Raw genomic sequence first — 23,895 nt, 5'->3', positions numbered from 1 at the left:
GCCGCCATCGGCCCGGCCCGGTCCGACCTCCCTTCGACGGGCCCGGCGCCGACACACCCTTCACCGGCGCGGCGTCCTGCGTGGGCACCTCGGCCCTGGTATCGGTCCGTCATGGATCTCACGATGACGGCCGAGCCGGATCGAGGTTGCCCCGGGGCGGCGGTGCTGACGTTCGCCGACGGCCTCCTGCCGGTTCGCCTCGACGGCGCCGTGCTGCACTCGCGTCCCTCCGGTACCACCACCCTGAGCGGCCTGGCACCGGCCGGCACCCTGGCCCCCGGTGGGGAGTTGTGCCTGCCGCTCGCCGAGTACGGGGACCGCCGCTGGTCCGTTGCGGACGTGCACGTCGAGGTTGCCCCCACGGATGACCGCCGTGACCGGGTCAACGTCAGCTGGCACAGCGGCCTCGAGCTGGAGGCCGTCGACCCCAACGGCCGCTACCGGCTGGAGGTGGCCTGGCTGCTGCGGGCCCGCACCCTCAAGCTGCTGCCGCTCGACGACCTGATCGACGGCCACCTGGCCCCGTACGCCCTCGCCCTCGCCTCCGGCCTCCGTGATCCGCGCGTGGCCCGCCGCCTGGAGCTCGCCTGCAACGAAATCGCCGCCCGGGACCCGCTCGTGACGCCCCGGCGCTCCCGCCGGTCGGCCGAGACCGGCCCGCTGCGGCTGCTCCACGACGTGACGGCGGCCGGCGGGCACCTGGCCGCCACCACGGGCACGGTCAGGGCCCGGGCCGAAAGCCGCGACCGCCTCGCCGTCCTGTCGCTGGTCACCTTCCCCCTCAAGATGCCCGCCGCACCGGACGCGCCCGTCCTGGTGGTCAACGCGGGAGCCCCGACCCTGGACATGCTGCGGGCCTGCGAAACCATGGCCGCCGAGGAGCGCACCCGGCTCCATGCCCTGTCCGACGTCGCCGCGGGACCGGCCTCCTGCGGCGAAACCGCCTTCGAGGCCGCGCGCGCAGCACTGCACCGCCGCTACACCCGCCCGCTCCCCCACCGCCGACGGCCCGGCACACCGAGCCCATGACCGCCGGCCGGCCGGTCGGCCGAGACGACACACCGCGCCGTACGTCCGGACGCCGTGCAGGGCTGCCCCACTACCGGGTCAGTCGGTCCATACGTCCCACCACTGCTGTGACTGGAAGTTCTTCTGCCACAACTGGACGCGGGCGCCGTTCCCCAGGACGTTCGCGTCGCGGTCCATGACGATGTTGCCGCCGCCGTAGAAGCGGGCGTTGTAGAGGGCTCGGTCGCCCGAGGGGTGGGACCAGCTCTGCTGGGGTGTGTTGTTGCAGTCCCAGATCTGCACCTTGGTTCCGTTGTTGCCACCCCCGTTGAGGTCCGCGTCCAGGCACTTGCCGGGGAAGCGATAGCTCTCGAGCGCGCCGTTGTTCCAGAGGTACCAGCGCTGCTGGGTGGTGCCGTTGCACTGCCAGACCTGGACGACCGTGCCGTTGCCGCCGCCGTTGGCGTCGACGTCCAGGCACTGGGTGGTGGGACGTTTGGCGAAGTCGTTGGTGATCCGCACGGCCTGGTTCAGCAATCGCTGCGGCGCCGCGGCCGTCACACCCTGCGGCTGCGCCGTCCAGTACACCGGGCGGGGCGCCGCCTTGGCCTCGGCGGCAGATCCTTCGGCCGCGCCGGCGCCGGGCGTTGCGGCCAGTACGGTGGCGAAGGCGACGGCGGTGACCGCGGTCCATCGTGTGATGCGGGGCATGACCTCTCCTACCTCATCGGGGCGTGCAAGGGCCGTGCGGCGGCACGCCGAAGAGGCACCGGTGAAGTGCGTGCCGGTGCGTGGCCGTGCCGGGAGGTAGCTGAACACAGCCCGGCGCGGTCGCGTCAGAGTGCCGATCCGGCCAGCGGGCATGCAGCAGCCGGGTCGGAAGTCCGAGTCGACGTCGAGCCACGACCCGCCAGGACTCGACGGACCGAGCGTCCCGCGGCGATGAGGTGTCGGCGATCAGGACGTGCGTGAGGGGCGGATGTGGCCGGCGGCCGGGCCGTGCCTCGACGGGCCGGATCACTCGCTCTTGATCGCACCGGATTCCCGTGTGTTGCCGATCGCGGTGGTCACGCCCTGACCGGCATTCTCCTCATTCAGTACCAGTGGGAGGGACACCGGGTTCAGCGGCAAGTCGTACCCGGGCGGCGCCTGTGTCTCCGCCCAGTAGTAGAGGCCGAACGGCACGGTACGGGAGCACACACCGTCGGCCCCGGTGGTGCAGGGGCCCTCGATGTCGGTGTCGGGTTGGAAGCCGGTGGGCTGGAGGCCCGGGATGCCGTTGGTCTCCTCCCACAGCTGGAAGACCGCGCCGGCCAGGCGGTTCTCCGTATCCGCGTCCTCCTTGATCACGGTGACCTCACCGGTCTCGGGCGAGCCGGGCCCGTCGCAGTCGGGCGAGCCGTCGGGGCAGTGACGCGGCTGGCGGCAGGGGCCGCAGTGCCGTGGGGGACGGCAGGGGCGGCTGGAGAGGGCCGCATGGCTGTGGGGGTGCGAACCAGCCGTCGTGACCCGGTGGGCACACGGCTGCCGCGCCGTAGCCGCCCAACGGAGCCCCGTCGGGGGACGGCTCTGCCGCCGCGGCGTACGACGGGGCCGCGGCCAGCAGAGCGGCCGCCGCCATCCCGAAGACCCGGGAACGCCACGAAGTCCATGTCGAGCGGAGTTCACGAGATGTCACGGCACGACATGATCGAGCCGGACGGTGGGGGAAGGACGGCGACACTCCCGTACTGCGGCGTTCCGTCCGTATGCCCACTCGAACGGCTTCGGACCGGATGCGGGTGCCTTCCGCAGGAGAGTGCCGGCTGCGGTCGGGGCCGGCGCCTCCGGACGGCGGGGCCGGTGATCCGGAGCGGCCCACTCATCAGCCGGCCGCCTCCTTTCAGCTCGCGGCGGCCGGGGAGGAGCCGCCGGGGACCAGGAGGCGGGGTTCGCCCGTGCCGTCCGCCGGGACCGACCAGATGCCGCCGGCGCGGCCTTCGCCGTCCGGGAGGGCGTAGCCGACGGTCCCGTCGTCCAGCCAGGCCGCCTGGTCGTCGACGCTGTGCGGCTCCGCCAGCGGGTGTTCGCGCAGGTCAGCCAGGTCCAGGACGTACAGCCGCCAGGGTGCGGCAGGGTCGTCGGAGACCTTCTTCTTGAAGGCGATACGGGTGTTGTCCGGTGACAGGGACGGGCATTCGACGTTCTCGCGCAGGGCCTTCGCCGACCAGTCGTGCAGGTTCCCCTCGACCAGGTGGGTGCGGCCCTTGGTCGACACCGTGGCGTAGAAGCGGTTGTCGTCCCGGGCGAAGGTCACTCCCCAGTAGTTGACGTCGGGCGCGTGGTAGCGGGTCCCGTCGATGGTCAGCGGGATCTCCTCCATCGATTTGATCAGGTAGCCGGTGCGCAGGTCCAGGATGGAGGTCCGGGTGGAGAAGCCGGTCGTGGCGTACGAGTCGCCGATCGCGAAGGCCGTCCAGGACAGTACGTTGCCCGAGGCCGAGACGCGGGCCCGGTTGGGGATGCCGGGTACGGTCACGCGCTGGACCTCGCGCAGCTGCCGGTCCAGTACGAGGGCCTCGGTGCGGGCCGGGATGCCGGGCAGCTTGCGCAGGCACAGGGCGCGCTCCCCCGCGGCGTGGAAGCGCTCGCAGGCGGGGCCTCCCGTGGCGGGCGGCCCGCCGGTGCCGCTCTGGCGGGCGACCCGTCCGGTGGCCGAGTCCCGGTAGTAGAGCCCCGGTTCGGCCAGGCTGAACGATCCGCCTGCGGCCGTGGTCGGCAGTTCGCGGTGCCTGGCGTGCAGTACGTAGCCCAGGGAGCCGCACCCGAGCAGCAGGACGGCGAGCACGACGAGGGCGAGTCGGCGGAGTTGTGGCGCTCGGGGGTTCACGGTGTCTCCGGGGCGTCGAGGGCGGGGGCAGGGGCGGGGGCGGGCAGAAGGCGCCAGGCTGCCGCGAGCGCCCCCGCGAGCGCGAGCGCCGCCGTCCACAGGGCGGGCCCCTGCCCCCAGAACGTCCAGGCGGCCCCGAAGCCCGCGGCGCCCAGCAGCCGGGCCAGCGCCTGGCCGGTCTGGAGCACCGCGAGCCCGCCGGCGCGGCGGTGCGCGGGCAGTACGGGCCCGGCCAGCGCCATCAGGACCCCGTCGGTGGAGGCGTAGAAGACGGCGAGGAGTGCCAGCACCGCGGCCACGGTCGGCCAGGCCACGGGGAGGAGCAGGACGGCGTACGCGCCGAGCAGCGCGGCGTGTCCGGCCAGGAACGGCAGCCCGCGCCCGACGCGGTCGGCGATCCGGCCGGCCGGGACGGCGAGCAGCAGGTATCCGGCGGCGGCGCCGAGCGGCAGCAGCGGGAACAGGGCGGGCGGCAGGTCGAGGCCGCGCTGGAGGAGCAGGTAGAGGAAGGAGTCGCCGATGGTGGCGGCTCCGAGCAGGGAGGCGGCGTAGAGGATCCGGCGGTGGGCGGGGTCCCGAAGTGCGCTGTGCTGAAGGGGCGTTGGCCGGACCGGTGGTGCGGGGGCGACGGAGGGGACGTACAGCACGAGCAGGAGCACGCCGAGCAGGCCCGTGCAGAAGCTGACGGCGAACACCGCGTCGTAGGCGTCGGCGGTCGCCCACAGCACGGCGAAGGCGGCGAGCGGGCCCAGCAGGGCGCCGGTGGTGTCCATGGCCCGGTGCACGCCGAACGCCCGGCCCAGTGTCTCCGGCGGGCCGCTGAGCGAGATCAGCGCGTCGCGCGGGGCGGTGCGCACACCCTTGCCGAGGCGGTCGGAGGCGAGCGAGGCGGCGATCCCCGCGGTGGCGCCGGCGGCGAGGAGCAGTCCGAGCCGGGAGAGGGCGGAGAGCAGGTAGCCCGCGCCGGCGACCCTCTTGTGGTGGCCGCCGCGGTCGGCGAGTCGGCCGCCGAGGAGCCGCACGAGGGCGGTTGCTCCGTTGAACATGCCGTCGAGGAAGCCGAATTGGAGCGGTGAGAGGCCGAGGCCCAGGACGAGGTAGAGCGGCAGCACGGCCGTGACCATCTCGGAGGAGACGTCGGTGACGAGGCTGACCGCTCCCAGCGCGATGACGGTGGCGGGGACGCGCCGCCGGGCCCCGAAGGGGCGGGGCGGCGCGTCCGGGCGGCCGGTGTTGGCCAGGTACATCAGTGGCAGCTGTACTTCGGGCTGGTGTCCTTGACCTGCCCGTCGCTGCCGACGTAGGTCCAGCTGTAGCCCGAGTCCGCGAAGTCGAGCTTCAGGACCCCGTACTGGCCGCTGATGCGCTTCTGGCTGTTGGGCTGCACCTGTTCGATCGGGTAGGGCTCGGCGCCGCCCATGCCGCCGACGATCTCCACGATCCCGTCGGAGGCCGCCTTGCCGTCCGGGTTCTGCGGGGCGAACCGCTCGTAGTGGTGGTCGTGTCCGTTCAGGACCAGGTCGGCCTTGGCGCCGTAGAGGATCTTCCAGACGGGCTTGGAGACGGGGTCGTTGCCGTGTCCGCCCGAGGAGTAGAGCGGGTGGTGCCAGTAGGCGGCGATGCACTGCTTGCCGTTGGCGGCGAGGTCGGCCTTGAGCCAGTCGATCTGGGCGGCCTGGTCGAAGGCGTTGGAGTCGAGGGCGATGAAGTGCCAGTTGCCCTCGTCGAAGCTGTAGTAGCTCTTGCCCTGCGGGTAGGCGATGTTCCCGAAGTACGCCTTGTATCCGGCGAGGGAGCCGGCCGGGTCGTACGTCTCGTGGTTGCCGGGTACGGGGTGGGTCTTGGCCTTGAAGGTGCCCCAGCTCTTGTCGTAGTAGGCGCGGAAGTCGGCGATCCGGGCGTCGTCGTACTGGTTGTCGCCCATCGTGAGGTAGAACTTCGGGTCGATCTGCCGGGCCAGGGCGGCGGTCTTCGGGTGCGCGCAGCCGCTGTCGGAGGCCGTGCACTGGGCGGCGATGTCACCGGCCGCGACGACCGTGAAGGCGCCGCCGCCGGGGGGCGGGCCGCCGTCCACGGTGCCGTACACCTCGGCCTCGAAGAGGGAGTAGCCGTACGCCGTGCCGCGCGCGGTGCCGTACACGCGCAGGTACCTGCCCTTGCCGGAGAGGCCGGCGAGGTCGTCGGTGCCGCCGTTGCCGGCCTTCTCCTCGGCGATCCTGGTCCAGGTCGCGCCGTCGGCGGAAACCTCGACGCGGTAGGCCTTGGCGTAGGCGGACTCCCAGGTCAGCTTGACCCGGGAGACGGTGGCGGCGGCCCCCAGGTCGACGCGGATCCACTGCGGGTCCTTGCCCTCGACGCTGGCCCAGCGGGTCGAGGCGGCGCCGTCGAAGGCGTTGGCGGCGCCGAGGGAGGAGCTCTCCGTGGAGGAGGCGGTGGCGGGCTTGCCGCGTGAGATGAGCGGGTCGGCGGCGGCCCCGGCCCGGCCGGGCCAGGCGAGGAGCAGCCCGGCGACGAGCGCGAGCACGGCGGTCACGACGAGGAGGGCGGGCCGAAGTCGACGGCCCGATGCGGTGGGTGGGGTGGAGGCGTACAGGTGCATGCCTGGACTCCTTGGGCTGGGAACGGCGAGAGCTGGACACCGGTGCGGAGAACGCCACCCCCGGACCATGGGGGCGAGCAGGGGACAGCGTCACGGCGGCCGGGTCAGAGCTCTCGCTGAGCGCGTCATGCCCATGACATCAGGCACCGCGCCAAGCCGCCGTCGGGGAGCGTAGCGGATAGGAAAGTTTCCTACCAGTAGTTCAACGCGACGGCCGGCAGGGGCGGTTGGGGCAGGCGGTGTCCCGTCCCGCTCAGGCCAGGCCGGCTCCGATGGCGAGGCGCACGGCGTCGGCCCGGCTCCGGATGTCCGCCTTGGCGAACAGGTTGTTGATGTGGGTCTTGACGGTGGCCTCGCTGATGAAGAGCCGTTCGGCGATGGCTCTGTTCGGAAGGCCCTGGCCGATGAGGGTGAGGACCTCCCGTTCGCGCAGCGTGAGGTCTTGCGGAAGGGGCGCCGGCTCGGGCCGGTGCGTGTGCACGGCGGCGAGGAGGCGGGCCTGCACCTCGCGGTCGAGCACCGACTGTCCCGCGGCGGCGGCCCGGATCGCCCGGGCGATGTCCTCGCGGCCTGCGTTCTTCGTCAGGTAGCCGCGGGCTCCTGCGCCCAGTGCGCCCAGGATCGAGTCGTCGTCGGCGAAGGTGGTCAGGACGACCACCGCCACACCGGGGTGTTCCGCGCTCAGGCGCCGGGTCGCCTCGGTTCCGTCCATGCCGGGCATCCGCAAGTCCATGAGTACGACGTCCACCGGCCCCGCGGCGACGGCCGCCAGGACCTCGTGCCCGTCCGTCGCGGTGGCGACGACGTCGATGTCCTGGAGCAGCGAGAGGACGGTGGCGAGCGGTTCGCGCACCGCGGCCTGGTCGTCGGCGACGATCACCCTGACGGGCCGGGCGGCGTCCGTGGGTTCGCTCATCGCGGGATCACCGCTTCCACCTGCCAGCCTCCCGAATCCGGCCCCGTGGTGACGGGTCCGGTGGTGACGGTGCCGCCGAGCAGGGCAATGCGTTCGCGCATTCCGATCAGTCCCATTCCGCTTCCGGTGGCCGCGGCCACCGGCAACGTCGCGGGCCGGTTGCGCACGCTCAGTACGGTTGCCTCTTCGGTGAAGGTCAGCTCCACGCCGACTGCGCCGCCGGGGGCGTGCCGGGTGGCATTGGTCAGCGCCTCTTGGGCGATCCGCAGCAGGCACTGCGTCGACTGCGCCGACAGTTCGCGGACGTCTCCGACCACGGTGAGGGCATCGTGGTGGCCCGAGGATTCGAGCATCGCGGTCAGGCTCTCGCGCAGCGGCAGATGGTCTTCGCGCAGCGCGTGCACGGTCCACTGCGCCTGCCGGAGGCTCTCCCTGACCAGGCTGTGCGCTCTGCCGTTGGCCTCCCGGATCTTGGCCAGGTCTCCGGTGTCGATCAGCGCGTCGACCAGTTCCAGTTGCATGTTGATCCCGGCGAGCGAGTGGGCGAGTACGTCGTGGACGTCCCGGGCGATCCGGGTCCGCTCCGCCAGTACCGCCGTCCGGGCTTCGGCCCGCGCGGCCTTCTCGGCGGATTCGGCCGCCGCGATCGCCGACCGCGTGGCCTGCGCCCGGCTTCGCCCGGCCATGCCGGCCAGAACGGCGGCGCCGGTCGCGAGGCCGACGACGGTCGTCGCGTACTCGCCCGGCTCGGCCTGGAGGTACAGCACGCCGCCGCACAAGAGGCTGCAGGATGCGGCGAGGACCAGGGCCGTTCTGGTGTCCAGGCGGGACCCGGCGAAGGCGACGAGGAAGAACGCGAAGAGGTAGGACGTCCCCGAGCGGCTGGTGCCGATCAGTGCGGCCGCCGCCAGTACGCCGAACGCCAGCCAGACCGTGACGAGCCGGTCCGGGACGGCGGACTCGGGCACGAGCCGCACCGCCAGCACCGCACCATTGACCACGAAGAGAACGACGACGGCCAGGCCGCGGCCGCTGAGGCCCATCGGCCGGATCGTCAGGATCCCCGCGATGATGACCGCCGCGACCAGCACCCACTGGGAGCGGGCGCTCCGTCCCCCTCGATCGAGCGGACGCCGCCGGGCGACCCCGACGGGCCGGTCCGCCTCTCGTGCTGGCATGCCGCGACCATAACCCACGGTCAGGCCCTGCGACCGGCAGCTACGGCGGTCTGCGCAGCCGCCGCGGAATGCTGCGTACGCGTCAGCAGCCGGCTCCGGAGGAAGATCGTGGCCAGCCGGGTGACCACCTCGGTCAGGGCCATCAGCACCAGCGCCGCCACCCACGCCTGCGCGCCGGTGATCCGGTGGTCCACGCTGAACCGCGCGACGTCGGCGGCGCCTCCGTGGTCGACCCAGACCTGGAAGCCCAGCCGGGCGCCCATGCCGATCACCCACAGTGCCGCCGAGACCGCACCGGCCTTGATCAGGACCTGCCCGTCCGCGCGCCGCATCCAGGTGAAGACACCGCCGGCGATGCCGAGCGCCGCGCCGACGGCCATGAGGGCACCGATCAGGACGAGGTCGTTGCCGCCCGTGGGGACGTTGTCGAGGTAGCTGAAGCCCACGAACGTCACGATCCCGAGCGGGAGCAGGTAGGACTTCGGAGTCAGCGGGCCTTCGCGCAGCTGCCGGAAGACGATCAGGATGAGGGCGATGTCGGTGATCCATGTGGTCGTGTTCATGCCCTCAAGCCTGCTGTGAGCAGCCGCGCAGCACCTGGACCCACGGGTGGAGACAGGGGTGGAGATCCGCGCACGGGGAGGTCGGCTCCGCTCTGCCCCACACACACAACGTCGAACCCCGGCGGGGCGATGTGGCCGGTTCTCCGCCGGGGCCGGCGCACGGCTGCCGGGATCAGGCGGACCGGGCCGCGCCCGCCCACACGGCAGGCTTGCGCTCCGCCCAGGGGGCGGTAGGGGTCTCGGGATTCACTTGCCCCGACGATCGAGCGCCCGGCCGCGGAGCAGCTTCTTGTCCGGCTTGCCCGCGTCGGTCAGGGGCAGCGCGTCGATGAAGGTGATGCTCGCGGGCTCGTACATGGCGCCCTTCCTTTCCCGCACCATGGCGCGCAGCTCCTTTTCGCCGACGTCGCCGTCCGGCGTGCGGACGACGACCGCGTGCACCCGCTCCATGAGGTTGGCGTCGGGGACTCCGAGCACCGCGCTCTGCAGGACCTGCGGATGGGAGTTCAGGACGTCCTCCAGTTCCACCGTGTACACGTGGCCTCCCACCACCACGATCATGTCCTTCAGCCGGTCGACGATCGTGACGTAGCCGTCCGCGTCGACGAACCCGATGTCACCGGTGTGCAGCCAACCGTCCCGCAGTACCTCCGCGGTGAGCTCGGGCTGCTTCCAGTACCCCTTCATCACGTGCGGGGAACGTACGCACAGCTCGCCGTGCTCGCCGGGGGGCAGGTGCCGCCCGTCGGCGTCACGGACGGCGACCTCAACGCCTTCCATGATCTTCCCGGCGGTTCGCAGCAGCTCCGGGCGCCGCGGATCGTGGTCTTCGGGCGAGAGCATGCTGATGCCGCCGGCTTCGTTCTGGCCGTAGAACTGGTTCAGCACGGGGCCGAAGCGCCGGACCGCCGCCGCGAGGCGGGTCGGGGAGGAGGCGCAGCCCCCGTAGGTGAGCATGCGCAGGCTGGAGGTGTCGGTGCGGTCGACGTCGGGGTGGTCCATCAACTGATAGAGGAGCGGTGGCAGCAGGAACACGTGGGAGATGCGCTCGCGTTCGATGGCGGCGAGCACGGCACCCGGTTCGAACTCGTCCTGCAGGACGACGGTGCCGCCGCGGTGCAGCGTGGTGTCCGCCATGAGGCCTGCCGCGTGCGCGAGGGTGGTGCACACCAGGGCCCTGACCTGCCCGCCCTCGGGCCAGTCCGATCCGACCGACACCCACTGTTCGAAGGTCGTGCAGATGGCCTTGGGATGACCGGTGGTCCCACCGGTGTGGCGAATGGTGCAGATGTCCTGCGGATGCGCCGATCCCGGTAACACCTCGGTGGACTCCTCGGCGGCGAGCTCCACCAGATCCGGGCCCGCGTCGCCGCCTGCCCCCAGGACCGACACCCGTGCCGGCGGCACCCGCCGGGCCAGGTCGGCGGCGCGCTCGCGGTGGGCCGGGTCGACGATCAGCGCCCGGGTCTCGACGTCCCGGAGGATGTCGGCGTGCACATCGGCCGAAAGGCCCGCGTAGAGGTGGTTCACGGCGCAGCCGAGCAGCCCGGCGGCGTAGCGGGCCGCGATCGTCTCGGGAAGGTTGCCGGAGAGAAGGGTGACCGTCTGCCCACGCCGGACCCCCTGGGAGTGCAGCGCGCGGGCCATGCCGTAGACGAGGCCGCGCAATTCACCCGCGCTCACGCGCCGGCTCCCGTGTACCAGGGCCTCACGGTCGGGGTCTTTCCCCAGGGCGTCAAGAATCTCTTCCACGTGGCTGCGGAAGTGTTCGGTGGTGTCGTCCATAGCGATCCCCATTGGTTGACTTGAGCAACTAGCTGGAGGCTAACGGTCGATGATCCACAAACCCAAAGCCGGACGAAGAAATCCGGCCAATACCCGCCCCCTCGCCCAAACCCCGACCGGCGGAGCGAAATGTGTCTCGTGAAGCGTCGGGAAATCGAGGCGACAGGACGACGGAGTTGCCGGGCGGTGTCGGGCGGAGGACGACGTGATGGTGAATACGGGTGCGAAACGCCGTCCGCGGCGGCGGTTGCCCTGCCGTTCGTCATCGCGCTCGCCGCCGACCCGGCCACGGGTGCGCGGATCGACCTCGTCGAACTCTTGGCGGCGATGCACGCGCCGGCCCTGGCGGGCGAGGACTGGTCCGGGGCATGGGCCCTGCTCGCGGACCCGGAGCCGACGGTGCGACGGGCGGCGACGGCCCTGCCCGTCGGGATCGCACTCCTGCTGGAGCGGTGGCGGGCCGAGCCGGACCCGACGGTGCGTCTGCCGCTGCTGCTCGCCCTCGGGGAGGCCGCTGCTTCCGGGGAGGCCGGGGAAGCCGGGGAGCATGCCGACGATGCGCGAGCGGTGCTGGCGGCCCTGCTGGACGGCGATGACCCGGTGCTGTGGGTCGCGGCCGTTCACGCCTCGGCGGAACTGGACCGGGAACTGCCGGTCCGGCAGGTGGACCGGCTGATCGAGGTGTTCTCGGACCTCGCTCTGCGACCACGCTTCGAAAGCGTCTGGCACACCCCGGACGTCGAGATTCCCTGGACCCGAGAGGATCTGGTCCGATCGACGGCCTGGCTGCTCCGGCACGACCCCGAGGCAGAGCTCTCCTTCGCCATGAGGCTGGTCGAGACGGCGCAACGCTCCGGGGACGCCGCGCTGTGCCGGGAGGCACTGGACGTGGCATGGCGGCTCCTCACCGAGCGGCGTTCCGTGGAGGCCGCCCTGCTGCCACTCGCGGGCGGCTGCTGACCGATCCGGACGGCGCCGTGCGGCTGCGGGCGGCGAACATCCTCGCGGTGCTGGGCCCGGCGGCCGCGCCGTACGCCGACCGGCTCGCCGACCTGCTCGAGGACGAAGCGTCCGACCTGTACCTCGACGGAACGGTCCGGGACATCTCCCGGTGGGCACTGACCCGGATCGGTGACCCTCGCGCCCTGCCGGGGCTGGTCGAGCGGCTCCGCGCGCAGGAGGAGGAGCAGGGCCGAGGCTTTGCCATCGGTGATCCGCGGCGCCCGAACACCGAGGACGTGCTGATGCCGCTGCGCGCGCACGCGGACATCCTGCTGCCCGCGATACGGGAGACGATCCGTCAATGCGGAGCCCGAGGCGGTGCGACCCGCAGCTTCCTCCCGGTACTGGAAGCCTGGGGCGAGGATGCGCTGCCCGCCCTGCCCGATCTCATCCCCCTGCTGGCAGACACCTGGACCTCGGTCGATGTGCTGCGGGTGATGGGACCGGCCGCTGCCTCGGCCGTACCCGCGGTGCGTACCAGCCAGGTTCTGGACTCCCCGGCCAATCACCGCGCCGTGGACTGGACTGCCACCTGTCTCGGCGCGGACCGCGCCGAAGTTCTGCGCCTCGCCGGCGAGGGGGTCATGGCGGCGAAAGAACCCGGGCATGGGCCGATCGGCGACCTGTCCGAGTTCGGCCGGGACGCGGCGCCCTACGCGGACCGGGTGCGGTTCGCGATGGAGAGCACGACGCATGGGCCACGGCTCACCGCGGCGATCACGCTCTGGGAGATCACGGGCGGGGTCGAACCGAGCATGCGGGTTCTGGAGGAGTTCGTCCTGCCGATCGCCGACGGCGGTGGGCGAGATCAGCCCGGCGATCCGGGAAGCACTACTGGCGGTGCGGCAGTCGGAGCGTCGCCTGTCCACGGACGGGGGCTACCCGATGATCCTCCAAGACGCGGAACTGCGCGGCCTGATCGAGGAAGCCATCGCGTGCGCGGATGCCGGGCCGGGTGAAACGCCCTGAGCCGTCTGGAGAACCCCGGAAGCCCGGGGTGAACGCCATGACCGACGCTTCGCAGCGCTCCCAAGGGCGCCGGGCTGCCCCCGGGCGGCCGCATGCTCCCCGCCGCCCCACGATGGCACTGAATGCGTTGTCCTCGCTGATGAGCGGGAGGAGGATCTCCCGGTCGCCTTCGGGGAAGCAGCCGACGCCGAGGAGGTGCGCCTCGTCAGCGGGCGAACTTGGCGATGGCGGCCGGGGTGATGGGGGTGAAGAAGTTGACGAGGTTGCCGTCGGGGTCTCGGAGGAGCAGCGAGCGGTTGCCCCAGGGCATCGTGGTGGGCGCCTGGACGAGGTCTTCCGTGGAGCCGGTCAGGTTCTGGTGCACGTGGTCCACGTCGTCGACGAGGAACTCGACGATGACGCTGTGGTTGTCGGCCGGCCGGGCGGCGCCCGGCGCGAAGAGGGGCACGGTGCGGGTTCCGGCGATGGCGAGGGTGGCCGAGGTGGTCCTGAGTTCGGCGAAGTCTTCCGTGGACCAGTCCGCCTCCACTCCGGTGGCGCGCTCGTAGAAGTCGACGAGGCGGGCAACGTCGCCCGTGATGATGCGGATCGAGACGAAGTCCATGGGGTCTCTCCAGACGTGTCGTGGTGGTGACCTCACGCTAAGGCGGATACCGGACAGGATCCGCCCGGTATATGCGTGAGACTTCTGCTCATGTCCCGACCCATCGCGCGCGTGCTCATGCTGCTGGAGCTCCTGCAATCGGGCGGCCTTCGGACCGTTGCCGAACTCGCCGCCCGGCTCGATGTCGACGAGCGCACGGTGCGGCGGTACGCCGATCACCTCCTCGACCTCGACGTACCCGTCGAGTCGGTACGCGGCCGCCACGGCGGCTACCGGCTCGCCTCCGGCTACCGCATGCCCCCGCTCATGCTGAGTGACGACGAAGCGCTCGCCGTGCTGCTCGGCCTGGTCGCTGGCCAGCGGGCCGGCCTGATGACCGCCACGGGCTCGGCGAGCGAGACGGCAGCCGCCAAGATCCGACGGGTCCTGCCACAACGGCTCGGCCACAGGCTCGACGCCGTACTCGGCTCCCTCGCCTTCACCGCTCCACCCAGCACTCCGGCAGCCCCGGAGACCGCGGTCCTGCTCTCGATCGCCGACGCGGTGCGCCACCACCGGCCGGTTTCGATCAAGTACACCGCCGCCGACGGCCGGCACAGCGAACGCACGCTGCACCCGTACGGGCTCGTCGCCCACGCGGGCAGGTGGTACGTGACCGGCGGCGATCCCGCGGTCGGCGAGGACCGCACGTTCCGGCTGGACCGCATTGCCGACGCGAGGACCCTGCCCGGCACGTTCGACCCGCCCACCGGGTTCGACCCTGCGGAACGCGTCCTGTCAGGGCTCGCCTCGGCTCCTTACCGGCACGAAGTGACCGTGCGGGTCCAAGGGACGGCCGAGCACATCCGGGCCCGGCTTCCCGCCGGCGTCGCGCTCGTGGAGGAGTTGCCGTCCGAGGGCAGCCCGGATTCGGAGACCGGGCGCTGGTCCCGCGTCGAAATGCGTGTGGACCGGCTCGATTGGCTGCCCGCCGTACTCGCCTCGCTCGACCGTCCGTTCACCATCGAGCGACCCGACGAACTCCGCGGGCTCGTCGCCCGATTCGCCGCGCGGCTCGCGGACTCGGCTTCTGGGTAGCGGGAAACCATTCCACTCCCTGACTTCGTGAATATCCCTGCCCCTCCAGAGGGGCAGGGATATTCACGAAGTCCATTCAGGCAGCGCAGTCCAGACGTCGTCGTCGCGTCCAATCTCTTCGGAGACATCCTCAGCGACCTGGCGGCGGCGGTGGCGGGCGGCATCGGCATCGCGCCGTCCGCGAACCTCAATCCGCAGGGCGATCACCCTTCCATGTTCGAGCCGGTCCACGGATCGGCCCCCGACATCGCCGGGCAGGGCATCGCCAGTCCGATCGGGGCGGTCTGGTCCGCCGCGATGATGCTCGACCACCTCGGTCACCCCGAGGCCGCGGCGGACATCACCGACGCCATCGCCCGCGTCCTCGCCACCACATCGGTACGGACGCGCGACCTCGCAGGCTCCGCGTCCACCGCCGAGTTCACTTCCGCGTACTTCAACACCTCTGAGAGCCGCAGCCGCAACCGGAGTCCGTCCCGTCCCGCTCCGCCCGGACCGAACTGTGCCCGCTGGATCTTCGAGGCGGCTGATCCGCGCCGAAGGCCGCGCCGGCTCCCCGGCCGCCCGGTCGTAGCCACAGATCACAGGAGCCGCAACTGCTCAAGCGTGCACATTGCGGTGACGGATCGTTCGCTGGTCGATGGCGTACGGCGGACGTCGGGGCGGTCAGCCTCCGGGCCGGTGTGCGGGCGCATAGGAGCGTGGTGTTCGTGGATGTGGTGCGGGAGTCGGCTGCCTCGGGGCGAGTGGTGCTGTGGGAGGAGTCGGCCCGGGACGGCGCGCAGGCGAAGACGTTGATGACGCCCGGCTTCCGGGTGGAGCTCGCTCGCGAGACGGGCCGGGTCTTCGGCTCTGACGGCCCCCGGCACGTGGTGTTCGCCGCCGGCTTTCCCGCCGTGTGCGGGGAGGAGTTCGAAGCCGTCCGCCGGGTCGCGATGGAGGCCGAAGGGGCGGTGAGCATCGCGGCGGTCTGCCGCGGCGCGCACCGGGATCTGAAGCAGGCGGTGGCGTCCGTGCGGGGCAGTCGTCATGCGCGGGTGATGGTGGTGGTGCCGGCTTCGGAGGCGATGGCGCAGGTGATGGTCCACCGCACCGCCTCGGAGGCGCTCGTGGGCGGGGTCGACCTCGTGAAACGGGCCCGCGATCTGGACGAGGGGGTCGCGGTGGACGTGTGTCTGGCGGACGCTTCCCGTGCCGACCACTCCCTGATGGCGCACTACGCGCAGGCCATGACGGGCGCCGGGGCGGGGCTTGTCGTCCTGGCGGATACGGTGGGCGCCCAGCTGCCGCTCAGCTGCGGAGAGATGTTCAACCGGGTGCGTACGGAAGCCGGGAGCGAGGTCGTGCTGGCCTCCCACCTGCACAATGATCTCGGGCTGGGTCTGGCCAACACCTTGCAGGCGCTGGCCGCGGGAGTTCGGGTGGTGTCCTCCTCGTGGCTGGGCATCGCAGAGCGGGCCGGGATGGTCGCCACCGAGCAACTGCTGTTCCTGCTCGCCCGGCGCACGGCCGATGTGCTGGGAGCGGACGCCGCACCGTGGTGGACTCCGCCTGATCTGACGCGGCTGCCGGCCATCGCACGCATGGTGGCCGACGAGACGGGTGTCCCGCTGAGCGTCACCACGCCCATCGTCGGAACGGGGGTGGCCACCATTTCCACCGGCTCCGTCAGGCCTCCTGCGTGCGGGCTGCCCCGCTCAGCAGGCGGCGCCAACGGCCCCGCTCCGTCCACAGACAGGCGGTGGCGAGCACGGTCACCGCCAAGGCCGCCCACGCAGGCCACGCGACCCAGGACGCCGCCACAGCCACGGCGAGCTGGAGGACGACCAGGGCCACGGTGACCGCCCCCGGCACCGCCACGATCACCTTTGCCTTGTCACCGGGGGTGGAGAACACCGTCGGCAGTCCGATCAGCAGCGCTACCGCCGCCACCGCGGCCCCCACCGACCAGGGCGCCAGCGCCCACGGCGCGGCCACCCACGCGCACAGCTCCGTAGCGAACCGCAACACCGAGGCCGTGTCCGCCCGTTCCCCGCCCGTTGTGCGTCCCGTCGCCTTCGTCCTACCGTCGTGCGTCATCCCGGATGCCGCTCCCTTCATACTCCGTGCCGCGCCCGGCACACAGTACGAGGTCCCGGATCACGCCGGGGCCCGTTCAGCCTCACCGAGCTCGACGGCCCGTGCGAGCCCGGCCGTTACGCCGTCGACGAGACGGGCGAGGTGCCGGGCGAGGTCGTCCCGGTCCTGCTGCGGCCAGCCGGTGAGCGCTTCGGCGAACCAGGCCGGCGAGCGCCCGTCAGCCCCGGGGTCAGTAGGCGTAGTCCGCCGTCACGTCGGCCGCGAGGTTCAGCGCCCGCTCGGCACCCGGGCCGCGCAGCGCCAGGAGCGTGAGGGTGACGGCGTCGACGACGGCGAGGTGGGCCATGCGGCTGGCGACGGTCTCCAGGCCGAAGACCAGGTCTTGGCCTCCGGCCACAAGGGTGCAGGTGCTCATGTCGCTCAGCGGCGAGCGGGCGTAGCTGGTGAGGACGACGACCTCGGCGCCGGCGGCCCGGGCTCGGCGGGCGGCGTCGACCGTGCTGCGGGTGGCTCCCGTATGACTGATGGCCAGGCAGACGGCTCCGGGCGGGAGCTGCGCGGCGGCCAGCTCGGCGGTGATCGGGTCGACGGGAGCGTCGACGGCGGAGCCCAGGGCGCGCAGCCGGTAGGCGGCGTCGGCGGCCACCGCGCCGGACAGCCCCGCGCCGGTGACCAGGACCCGCGGGGCGGTGTGCAGCAGGTCGGCCGCCTGCCGTACGCGCTCGGCCGGCAGGGTGGCGGCCAGTCCGTCCAGTGCCTCATGGGCGGACCGGACCGTGTCGGCGAGCGCGCGCGCCGCCGGGTCCGCGTCGTCCGCGTCGGGTGTGGCAGGCCGGACCGGGGCCTGACGGGCCGCGGCGATCTTGAGTTCCTGGTAGCCGCGGAAGCCGAGGCGCTGGCAGGCGCGCACCACGGAGGAGGCCGCGGTTCCGGCCAGTACGGCCACGTCGCTGATGCTCAGGTGGACCAGGTCCGAGCCCTGGTCGAGCACGACCCGCGCGACGCGCGCCTCGGCTCCGCGCAGTTCCGGCAGATGGGCGCGGACATGGGCCGCGAGACCGCCCGGTCCGGAATTCATTTCCATGGTGTTATGTTAGCGCGGAAATTTGTTCCAGACTCGGGGAGCGTCGCCATGTCCGGAGGTCTGTCGCTGCCGACGGGGAGCGGCGCCGTATCCGTCGTCGTGCTCGCCGCGGCGCTGCTGCACGCGCTGTGGAACGGACTGGCCCACCGGACCGAGGACAAACTCGCCGGCTTCACGCTGATCAGCCTCACCATCACCGGCTGCGCCGCGGTGATGGTGTGCTTCGTTCCGGCCCCGGACCCGGCCGCCTGGCCGTTCATCGCCCTCTCCACCGCGCTGCAGGTGGCCTATCAGGCACTGCTCCTACGGGCCTACCAACTGGGCGACTTCGGCCAGATGTATCCCATCGCCCGGGGCAGTGCGCCCCTGCTGGTGGCCGTGGCCTCCTGGGCCCTGCTCGGCGAGCGCCTGACGGGCGCGGCACTGTTGGGCGTGGCCGTCATCTCCTGCGGCCTCGTGGGGCTGGCCTTCGCGGACGGCCTGCCGGCCAGGTCCCAGTTGCCGGCGCTGGCGGCCGCGCTCGGGACCGGTGTGGCGATCGCCTCCTACACGATCGTGGACGGCTCCGGTGTACGGCACGCGGGCTCCGTGGGCGGCTACATCGCCTGGCTGTTCCTGTGCCAGGGTCCGGTGCTGCCGCTGCTCGCCTGGGCCCGGTACCGCCGCGGGCTGGCCGAACGGCTGAGGCCGCAGTGGAGGTCCGGGATCGTCGGCGGCGTGCTGTCCCTCGTGGCGTACGGGCTGGTGGTGTGGGCGCAGGCCCACGGCAGCCTCGCGACCGTCGCGGCCCTGCGCGAGACCAGCATCGTGATCGCCGCCCTGATCGGCACCCTGGTCTTCCGCGAGCGACTCGGCCATGTGCGGACCGCTGCCAGCGGCGTGGTGCTGGCCGGGATCGCGGTCATGGAACTCGCCCATCCCTGAGCGGCGAACCCGCGCCGGTATCCACCCGCCGTCGCGCGCTGAGGCGTGATCATGTTGGCTACCATCGTGGCGAGTTGACGTGCTGATCCGGTCTGGGGGCCTCCTGTGAATGATGCAGTCGAATTGGCGGACATGATTGCGCAGCTGCGCAGCGAGCTGAGCCGCGCGATGTCCGCCGGCGAGGAATCCGACCTGAAGTTCAAGGCGGAGCGCGTGGAATTGGAACTGACCGTGGGGGTGGAGCGGACCACCGAACCGGGCGTCAAGGTGCGGTTCTGGGTCTTCGACGCCGGCGCCTCGGCGAAGCGCTCGTCCACCGTCACCCAGAAGCTGACCCTCACGCTCCAGCCCGTACGGGCGGACGCGCCCGAGCAGATGGCCCTGATCTCCGGGGACGAGCTGCTCGGTGAGCGCTGAGGCGGCCGCCGGGCGCGGCGGACTCGATCCGCACCGCATCGCCGAGGTCATCGTCACCACCGCCGCCGGAGGCGGGCGGCGGGGCTCGGGGTACCAGGTCGGCGGCACGGCGGTACTGACCGCCTTCCACGTGGTGGCGGGGGCGGCAGAGGTGCTGGTGCGCTTCGACGCCGACCGGCCGGGCCAGTGGGCCGCGACGGCGGAGCTCGCCTGGTCGGATCCCGGGACGGACGTCGCCGTGCTGACCTTCACGGCCCCGCCGGGCGCCGCGCCCGTCCCGTCCGCGCGGTTCGGCCGTATCGGCGACGACCGCCACGCCGTCATCGACGTCCACGCGGCGGGCTTCCCCCTCTGGAAGCGCCGACGCGGCGCCGACGGCAGGCAGTTCCGGGAACTGCACCAGGCCGACGGAACCGTGGCCGCCCTGTCCAACCTGCGGACCGGGACCCTGGAGATCACGGTCGCGGCGGCTGCCGCCGACCCCGACCCGGCGGTATCGCCCTGGTCGGGGATGTCCGGGGCCGCCGTGTGGGCCGGGCCCCACCTCGTCGGGGTGGTCGCCGAACACCACCGCGGAGAAGGCCTCGGCCGGCTCACGGCCGTCCGTATCGACCACGTCCTGCAGCGGATCGCCGACGGCGCCCGGGCCGAGCTGGCCGCGCTGCTGGCCCTCCCCGACCACACGGCGCTGCCGGACGTCGGCGCCGAGGCGGACGGCCCTGGCGCCTCGGGCCCGCCCGCCCCGTCGAAGGTCATCGGGCTGCCGGTCTCGCACGGCCTCGAGCTGTTCAAGGACCGCACCGAGGCCCGGGACCTGATCGGCCGCCACCTCGCGGACCCGGGCATCCGGATGGTGACCGTCACCGGACGCCGGGGCATCGGCAAGAGCGCGGTCGCCGCCAAGGTCATGGAGCTGCTGGCACACGGCGAGTGGCCGGGCCACGCCCGGGCGCCGCTTCCGGCGGGCCTGGTGAACCTGAGCACCCGCACCTCCGGGGTCTCCCTCGAACGCCTCTACTTCGACTGCGCCCGCGCCCTGGGCCCCGCCCACGAGGCACGCCTGCTGGACGTCTGGGCCGCCGACCGCCCCGTGCCGGACAAGATCGATGAACTGTTCGCCGCGATGGGGGACCGGCTCTTCGTCATCCTGGTCGACAACCTGGAGGACCGGCTCCTGGACGACGGCCGGCTCGACGACGAGGAACTCGACACCTTCTTCGACTGCCTCTTCCGGGCCCGGGGCACACCCAGACTGCTGGTCACCTCGTCGCTGCCGCTGCGCTTGGCGCCCGAGCTGCGCCGGTTCGCCGCCGAGGTCGAGCTGTCCGACGGTCTGCCGCCCGCCGAATCCGTCGCGCTGCTGCGCGAACTCGACCAGGACGGCACCCTCGGTGTGGCGCAGCTCTCGGACGAGGAGCTGCTGCGGGCGGCGGTCCGGGTCCACGGGGTGCCGCGCGCACTGGAACTGCTGGTGGGCGCCATGGCCGACGACACCCTGCTGCTGCCCACACTGGAGGACGTACTCGAGGACTTCACCCTGCGCGGTGACGTGGTCGCCGGCCTGGCCGAGGACCGCTACCAGCGCCTGGGCGACGACAGCCGCAGCGTGCTGAACGTCCTCGCGGTGCTGCGCACCCCGGCGCCGCGTGGGGCCGTCGAATGGATCGTCGGCGGCCTCGATGCCGCCCTCGACGTCGCCGCCGCCCTGTCCGGCCTGCTGCGGATGCGCATGCTGTCGGTGGACCGGGGCACCCGTACGTATGCCCTGCACCCGATGGACGCCGACCTCGCGTACGGCGCCCTGCCGGCCGAAGGCCTGCTGGGGCGGCCCGCATTGGAACGGCGGGCGGCCGAGTGGTACGCCCGGATCGCCCCGGCCCGCCGGGACTGGCGCACGCTGGACGACGTACAGGCCCACCGGCGCGCGTTCGATCACCGGGTGCGGGCCGGGGACATGGACGAGGCGGCGCTGGTCCTCGGCGCCATCGGGCCATGGATGGTTCGGCACGGCTCCGCGCTCGCAGCGATCTCGATGCACCTGACACTGGAGGAACAAGTGACCGACGACCGGGCACGTCTCGCCCACCTCATCAGCTTCGGGCACGCCCGGTTGAGCGCCGGCCCGCTGCCCCACGCGCTCGAACTCTTCACCGAGGCCGCGGAGGTCGCCGAGCGCATCGAGGACCGGCGCGCGCTCCAGGAGGCCATGTTCGGCCTCGGCGACGCGCACCGGCAGCTGGGCCGCCTGGACGACGCGACGGTCCCGCTGGCCCGGGCCGGCGCACTGGCCCGGGAGAACGGCGATGCCGAAGCGGAGGCCCACGCCGTCCTCAGTCTCAGCCTCGCCCACAGCACCCTCGGCGACGGGGAGGCAGCCCTGTCGGGCGCCGACCGGCTGGGCGAACTCGCCGCGGCCTCGGGCGATCTGCTCACCGAAGCCCGTTCCTGGAACGCCCGGTTCACGGCCCTGCTGACCCTGGGCCGCTGGGAGGAGACCATCGCGGCGGGCGACCGTGCCGTACGCGCCTACGCGGCTGCGGGGGTCCAGGAGGCGACGGACTACGCGCTGAACGCCCAGGGCGTGGCCCTGCTCGCCCTGGGCCGCCCCGAGGAGGCTCTGGCCTGCCTGGAGGAGGCGCTGCGCGCGGCGTCGGCGATGGAGAATCCGCGGACCGAGGGCGTCTGCCTCTACAACACCGCTTGGGCGCAGTGGACCCTGGGCCGGTACGGGCAGGCAGCCGAGGCGGCCGAGCGCTCGGCCGCCTCCCTGCACCGCGCCGGTGCCGCCGAGGCCGGGGCGGCTCAGGCACTCGGCGAAGCGGCCCGCGCCAGGATGGTGCCCGCAGCGCGTACGGCGGCCGATGCCCTGGACCGGGCGGCGCAGGACGCCGGCGGCAACGTGGAGATGGTCCGCCCGGCCTGGCTGACCGCGCAGGCCGAGCACTTGCGCCACGACGCCTGACGGCGCTCCGCCGGACCGCCCTGCGCGGCCGGACCGTCCTGCACGTCGCGCGCCCGGGCGCCGGGTCCGGGTCGGTGGAAACCGGCCTCGCGGGTGCACCGCGGACCTGCCGGTTGCGGTCGAAGACCATCGTCCCCGGCTCAGGAGAAGGGCTGTTCGTCCGGCTGGCACTTCGTCCCCGGGGGCGGGAGCGTGCCGTCGACGAAGTAGCGGCTCTCGTAGGCGTTGACGCAGCTGCTGGCGTTGTTGAACAGGGCCGTGTGACCGTAGCCCTCGTGGGTGAGGAGGCGGGCACCGGCCAGTTCCTTGGCCATGGCCTCGGCGTCCGCGTAGGAGGTGGAGGGGTCGTACCTGGTGCCCACCACCAGGACGGGGTGCGCGGTGGGTGTGTTCCACGGGCCCTCGTACCGGTTGGCCGCTTCGGCCGGCCAGGTGGCGCACGGTTCTCCGGACCAGGTCCAGTAGCGGCCGGCGTCCCCCGCCCGGCGCGCGCTGTCCTCCTCCAGCCCCCGGTACACGGCGGGATCGCGCGGGTTGGGGCTGTCGCCGCACCACACGGCCATGGCCTGCTCCTCCCCGAGGTACGGGGAGGGGTGGGCGACGGGGGGCGGGGCGGGGAACACCGGCGGCTTCGGCGCCTTGCCCCGCCACAGTTCCTGGAGGCGGGCGGCGAGGTCCGTCCAGCCGGGGTCGACGATGTAGAGGCTGCTCACCGTGTCGGCCACCGTCGCGGCGTACGTCCACGGGCCTACGGGGCGCTCCCGCAGGCGCTGCATCAGCCGGTCGAACTTGTCACGGGTGCCCTGCGCAGTGCCGGCCGAGAAGGCGCAGCGGCCCGTGGTGGCGGACCCGCACAGGTCGAGGAACCGGTCCAGGGTGGCCGCGGCGGTGCGGTCGGAGCCCATGCGCAGGAGTGTGGTGGTCGTCGCGTCCGGGCGGGCGTCGTTCGTCCAGGCCTTGGGGTCGATGTTGCTGTCCAGGACCATGGCACGGACCTTGTCGGGGAACAGGTTCGCGTAGGTGGCGCCCAGGATCGTGCCGTAGGAGACGCCGAGGTAGTTGAGTTGCTCCTCGCCCACCGCCCGGCGGAGCAGGTCCAGGTCCTGGGCGGTGTCGGTGGTCGACACGTGGCGCAGGAGGTCGGGGTCGCGTTTCTCGCAGCGTCGTCCGAGGTCCGCGTAGGCGTCGATCCACGTCGTCCGTTCCTTCTCGCCCACCGGGAAGCCGGTCGGTTTGGCCTTGCCCCAGGCCTCGGCCTCGGCGGCGTCGTCGAAGCAGTTCACCGCCGTGCTGTTGCCGATGCCGCGCGGGTCCCAGCTGACGATGTCGAACCGCTCCCGCACCGTCTTGGGGAAGGAGTCGTAGTTCTGCGGCACCTGGACCGTGCCCGGGCCGCCGGGCCCGCCCGGGTTCACGAAGAGGGTGCCGATGCGGTGGGCGGTGTCGCTCGCCTTGCGCCGGACGACGGCCAGGTCGATGGTGCGGCCGGCGGGATCGGCGTGGTCGAGCGGGACCCGCGCGGTGGCGCAGTCGTACGGGCTGCCGGGCGCGCAGGGGCTCCAGTCCAGCCGCGGGACGCCCGGCGAGGGGGACGGCGGGGACGGCGACCCGTACGCGGTGGCGGGGGCGGTGGCGGATGCGAGGGCGGGGGCGGCGAGCACCGTCGAGCAGAGCGCCGCCGTCACGGCGAGAGCCGCGGCGGCGCCGCGGCGGCTGCGGTCGGATGTCGGTCCGGGTCCGGGTCCGGGCATGGCGCCCTCCTCCGTACGGTCCGGGCGTAGCGCGGCGCCGAGGCCGCCGCACGGGCACGCCCCTCTGCACCCACCCAACCGCGTTTCGGGGCCGCCCGCGAGCCGGGG

Annotated in this window: 20 protein-coding genes and 1 pseudogene; 9 read left to right on the top strand and 12 right to left on the bottom strand. The window is 72.7% G+C overall.

Annotated elements, in window-relative coordinates; all coding sequences use genetic code 11:
* Window positions 1–111: 111 nt before the first annotated feature.
* Complete coding sequence (locus OG299_RS37510) at window positions 112–1,029, top strand: hypothetical protein (protein WP_327364013.1); 918 nt, start codon at window positions 112–114, stop codon at window positions 1,027–1,029.
* A 78-nt stretch (window positions 1,030–1,107) separates the two neighbouring features.
* Here the strand turns inward: OG299_RS37510 and OG299_RS37505 are convergent, their stop codons facing one another.
* The 9 genes from OG299_RS37505 to OG299_RS37465 form a co-directional block, all read right to left on the bottom strand.
* Window positions 1,108–1,719 carry an RICIN domain-containing protein gene (locus OG299_RS37505; RefSeq protein WP_327364012.1) on the bottom strand — a complete coding sequence of 204 codons (612 nt, stop codon included), beginning with the start codon at window positions 1,717–1,719 and terminating at the stop codon, window positions 1,108–1,110.
* 306 nt (window positions 1,720–2,025) lie between these two features.
* Window positions 2,026–2,358 carry a prealbumin-like fold domain-containing protein gene (locus OG299_RS37500; protein ID WP_266633091.1) on the bottom strand — a complete coding sequence of 111 codons (333 nt, stop codon included), beginning with the start codon at window positions 2,356–2,358 and terminating at the stop codon, window positions 2,026–2,028.
* 532 nt (window positions 2,359–2,890) lie between these two features.
* Window positions 2,891–3,877: a TolB family protein gene (locus tag OG299_RS37495; RefSeq protein WP_327364011.1), complete on the bottom strand. Its 987-nt coding sequence runs from the start codon at window positions 3,875–3,877 to the stop codon at window positions 2,891–2,893.
* On the bottom strand, window positions 3,874–5,124 hold the full coding sequence (locus OG299_RS37490; RefSeq protein WP_327364010.1) for an MFS transporter: 1,251 nt from the start codon (window positions 5,122–5,124) through the stop codon (window positions 3,874–3,876). The genes OG299_RS37495 and OG299_RS37490 overlap by 4 nt, the downstream gene beginning before the upstream one ends.
* Window positions 5,124–6,476 (bottom strand): discoidin domain-containing protein, encoded by a 1,353-nt coding sequence (locus OG299_RS37485; RefSeq protein ID WP_327364009.1) that lies wholly within the window; start codon window positions 6,474–6,476, stop codon window positions 5,124–5,126. The genes OG299_RS37490 and OG299_RS37485 overlap by 1 nt, the downstream gene beginning before the upstream one ends.
* Before the next feature lie 253 nt (window positions 6,477–6,729).
* Window positions 6,730–7,392 carry a response regulator transcription factor gene (locus OG299_RS37480; RefSeq protein WP_266633083.1) on the bottom strand — a complete coding sequence of 221 codons (663 nt, stop codon included), beginning with the start codon at window positions 7,390–7,392 and terminating at the stop codon, window positions 6,730–6,732.
* On the bottom strand, window positions 7,389–8,435 hold the full coding sequence (locus OG299_RS37475) for a sensor histidine kinase (protein ID WP_327364669.1): 1,047 nt from the start codon (window positions 8,433–8,435) through the stop codon (window positions 7,389–7,391). Before OG299_RS37475 ends, OG299_RS37480 begins: the two co-directional genes overlap by 4 nt.
* 155 nt (window positions 8,436–8,590) lie before the next feature.
* Window positions 8,591–9,133 (bottom strand): hypothetical protein, encoded by a 543-nt coding sequence (locus tag OG299_RS37470; RefSeq protein WP_327364008.1) that lies wholly within the window; start codon window positions 9,131–9,133, stop codon window positions 8,591–8,593.
* Window positions 9,134–9,379: 246 nt separating this feature from the next.
* Window positions 9,380–10,918 carry an AMP-binding protein gene (locus OG299_RS37465; RefSeq protein WP_327364007.1) on the bottom strand — a complete coding sequence of 513 codons (1,539 nt, stop codon included), beginning with the start codon at window positions 10,916–10,918 and terminating at the stop codon, window positions 9,380–9,382.
* Window positions 10,919–11,104: 186 nt separating this feature from the next.
* On the opposite strand from OG299_RS37465, the gene OG299_RS37460 reads away from it, so the two are divergent.
* Together OG299_RS37460 and OG299_RS37455 are read left to right on the top strand one after the other, a co-directional pair.
* On the top strand, window positions 11,105–11,878 hold the full coding sequence (locus OG299_RS37460) for a hypothetical protein (protein WP_327364006.1): 774 nt from the start codon (window positions 11,105–11,107) through the stop codon (window positions 11,876–11,878).
* A 17-nt stretch (window positions 11,879–11,895) separates the two neighbouring features.
* The gene (locus OG299_RS37455) at window positions 11,896–12,879 is read left to right on the top strand and encodes a HEAT repeat domain-containing protein (protein ID WP_327364005.1); all 984 of its coding nucleotides are present in this window, start codon (window positions 11,896–11,898) and stop codon (window positions 12,877–12,879) included.
* A gap of 215 nt (window positions 12,880–13,094) precedes the next feature.
* Here OG299_RS37455 and OG299_RS37450 read toward each other — a convergent pair whose 3' ends face one another.
* Window positions 13,095–13,493, bottom strand: coding sequence for a VOC family protein (locus tag OG299_RS37450; protein ID WP_327364004.1), 399 nt, complete (start codon window positions 13,491–13,493; stop codon window positions 13,095–13,097).
* Between the two features lie 90 nt (window positions 13,494–13,583).
* Here OG299_RS37450 and OG299_RS37445 point away from each other — a divergent pair, with 90 nt between their 5' ends.
* From OG299_RS37445 to OG299_RS37435, 3 genes and pseudogenes are all read left to right on the top strand, one after another.
* Window positions 13,584–14,570, top strand: a complete 987-nt coding sequence (locus tag OG299_RS37445) for a helix-turn-helix transcriptional regulator (protein ID WP_327364003.1) — start codon at window positions 13,584–13,586, stop codon at window positions 14,568–14,570.
* Window positions 14,571–14,663: 93 nt separating this feature from the next.
* Window positions 14,664–14,996, top strand: a pseudogene (locus OG299_RS37440) (isocitrate/isopropylmalate family dehydrogenase); the annotation flags it as partial.
* Between the two features lie 284 nt (window positions 14,997–15,280).
* Window positions 15,281–16,411, top strand: coding sequence for a hydroxymethylglutaryl-CoA lyase-like TIM-barrel protein (locus tag OG299_RS37435; protein WP_327364002.1), 1,131 nt, complete (start codon window positions 15,281–15,283; stop codon window positions 16,409–16,411).
* 467 nt (window positions 16,412–16,878) lie between these two features.
* Here OG299_RS37435 and OG299_RS37430 read toward each other — a convergent pair whose 3' ends face one another.
* Complete coding sequence (locus tag OG299_RS37430; RefSeq protein WP_327364001.1) at window positions 16,879–17,733, bottom strand: MurR/RpiR family transcriptional regulator; 855 nt, start codon at window positions 17,731–17,733, stop codon at window positions 16,879–16,881.
* A 48-nt stretch (window positions 17,734–17,781) separates the two neighbouring features.
* On the opposite strand from OG299_RS37430, the gene OG299_RS37425 reads away from it, so the two are divergent.
* The 3 genes from OG299_RS37425 to OG299_RS37415 all read left to right on the top strand — a co-directional run bounded on the left by OG299_RS37425 (window position 17,782) and on the right by OG299_RS37415 (window position 22,036).
* Window positions 17,782–18,657: an EamA family transporter gene (locus OG299_RS37425; protein WP_266633064.1), complete on the top strand. Its 876-nt coding sequence runs from the start codon at window positions 17,782–17,784 to the stop codon at window positions 18,655–18,657.
* A 105-nt stretch (window positions 18,658–18,762) separates the two neighbouring features.
* Window positions 18,763–19,074, top strand: a complete 312-nt coding sequence (locus tag OG299_RS37420) for a trypco2 family protein (protein ID WP_327364000.1) — start codon at window positions 18,763–18,765, stop codon at window positions 19,072–19,074.
* On the top strand, window positions 19,064–22,036 hold the full coding sequence (locus tag OG299_RS37415; protein ID WP_327363999.1) for a tetratricopeptide repeat protein: 2,973 nt from the start codon (window positions 19,064–19,066) through the stop codon (window positions 22,034–22,036). The genes OG299_RS37420 and OG299_RS37415 overlap by 11 nt, the downstream gene beginning before the upstream one ends.
* 140 nt (window positions 22,037–22,176) lie before the next feature.
* On the opposite strand, the gene OG299_RS37410 is transcribed toward OG299_RS37415, so the two are convergent.
* Complete coding sequence (locus OG299_RS37410; protein ID WP_327363998.1) at window positions 22,177–23,787, bottom strand: alpha/beta hydrolase; 1,611 nt, start codon at window positions 23,785–23,787, stop codon at window positions 22,177–22,179.
* Window positions 23,788–23,895: the final 108 nt, after the last annotated feature.

This window comes from Streptomyces sp. NBC_01296 (assembly GCF_035984415.1).
Classification (GTDB): Bacteria; Actinomycetota; Actinomycetes; order Streptomycetales; family Streptomycetaceae; genus Streptomyces.
This window is presented reverse-complemented; position numbering and strand designations above follow the sequence as displayed.

Coding starts and splice junctions, on each gene's coding strand:
- OG299_RS37510 (WP_327364013.1), top strand. CDS start 112: ATGGATCTCACGATGACGGCCGAGCCGGATCGAGGTTGCCCCGGGGCG.
- OG299_RS37505 (WP_327364012.1), bottom strand. CDS start 1,719: ATGCCCCGCATCACACGATGGACCGCGGTCACCGCCGTCGCCTTCGCC.
- OG299_RS37490 (WP_327364010.1), bottom strand. CDS start 5,124: ATGTACCTGGCCAACACCGGCCGCCCGGACGCGCCGCCCCGCCCCTTC.
- OG299_RS37485 (WP_327364009.1), bottom strand. CDS start 6,476: ATGCACCTGTACGCCTCCACCCCACCCACCGCATCGGGCCGTCGACTT.
- OG299_RS37480 (WP_266633083.1), bottom strand. CDS start 7,392: ATGAGCGAACCCACGGACGCCGCCCGGCCCGTCAGGGTGATCGTCGCC.
- OG299_RS37475 (WP_327364669.1), bottom strand. CDS start 8,435: ATGGGCCTCAGCGGCCGCGGCCTGGCCGTCGTCGTTCTCTTCGTGGTC.
- OG299_RS37470 (WP_327364008.1), bottom strand. CDS start 9,133: ATGAACACGACCACATGGATCACCGACATCGCCCTCATCCTGATCGTC.
- OG299_RS37465 (WP_327364007.1), bottom strand. CDS start 10,918: ATGGACGACACCACCGAACACTTCCGCAGCCACGTGGAAGAGATTCTT.
- OG299_RS37450 (WP_327364004.1), bottom strand. CDS start 13,493: ATGGACTTCGTCTCGATCCGCATCATCACGGGCGACGTTGCCCGCCTC.
- OG299_RS37445 (WP_327364003.1), top strand. CDS start 13,584: ATGTCCCGACCCATCGCGCGCGTGCTCATGCTGCTGGAGCTCCTGCAA.
- OG299_RS37430 (WP_327364001.1), bottom strand. CDS start 17,733: ATGGAAATGAATTCCGGACCGGGCGGTCTCGCGGCCCATGTCCGCGCC.
- OG299_RS37425 (WP_266633064.1), top strand. CDS start 17,782: ATGTCCGGAGGTCTGTCGCTGCCGACGGGGAGCGGCGCCGTATCCGTC.
- OG299_RS37410 (WP_327363998.1), bottom strand. CDS start 23,787: ATGCCCGGACCCGGACCCGGACCGACATCCGACCGCAGCCGCCGCGGC.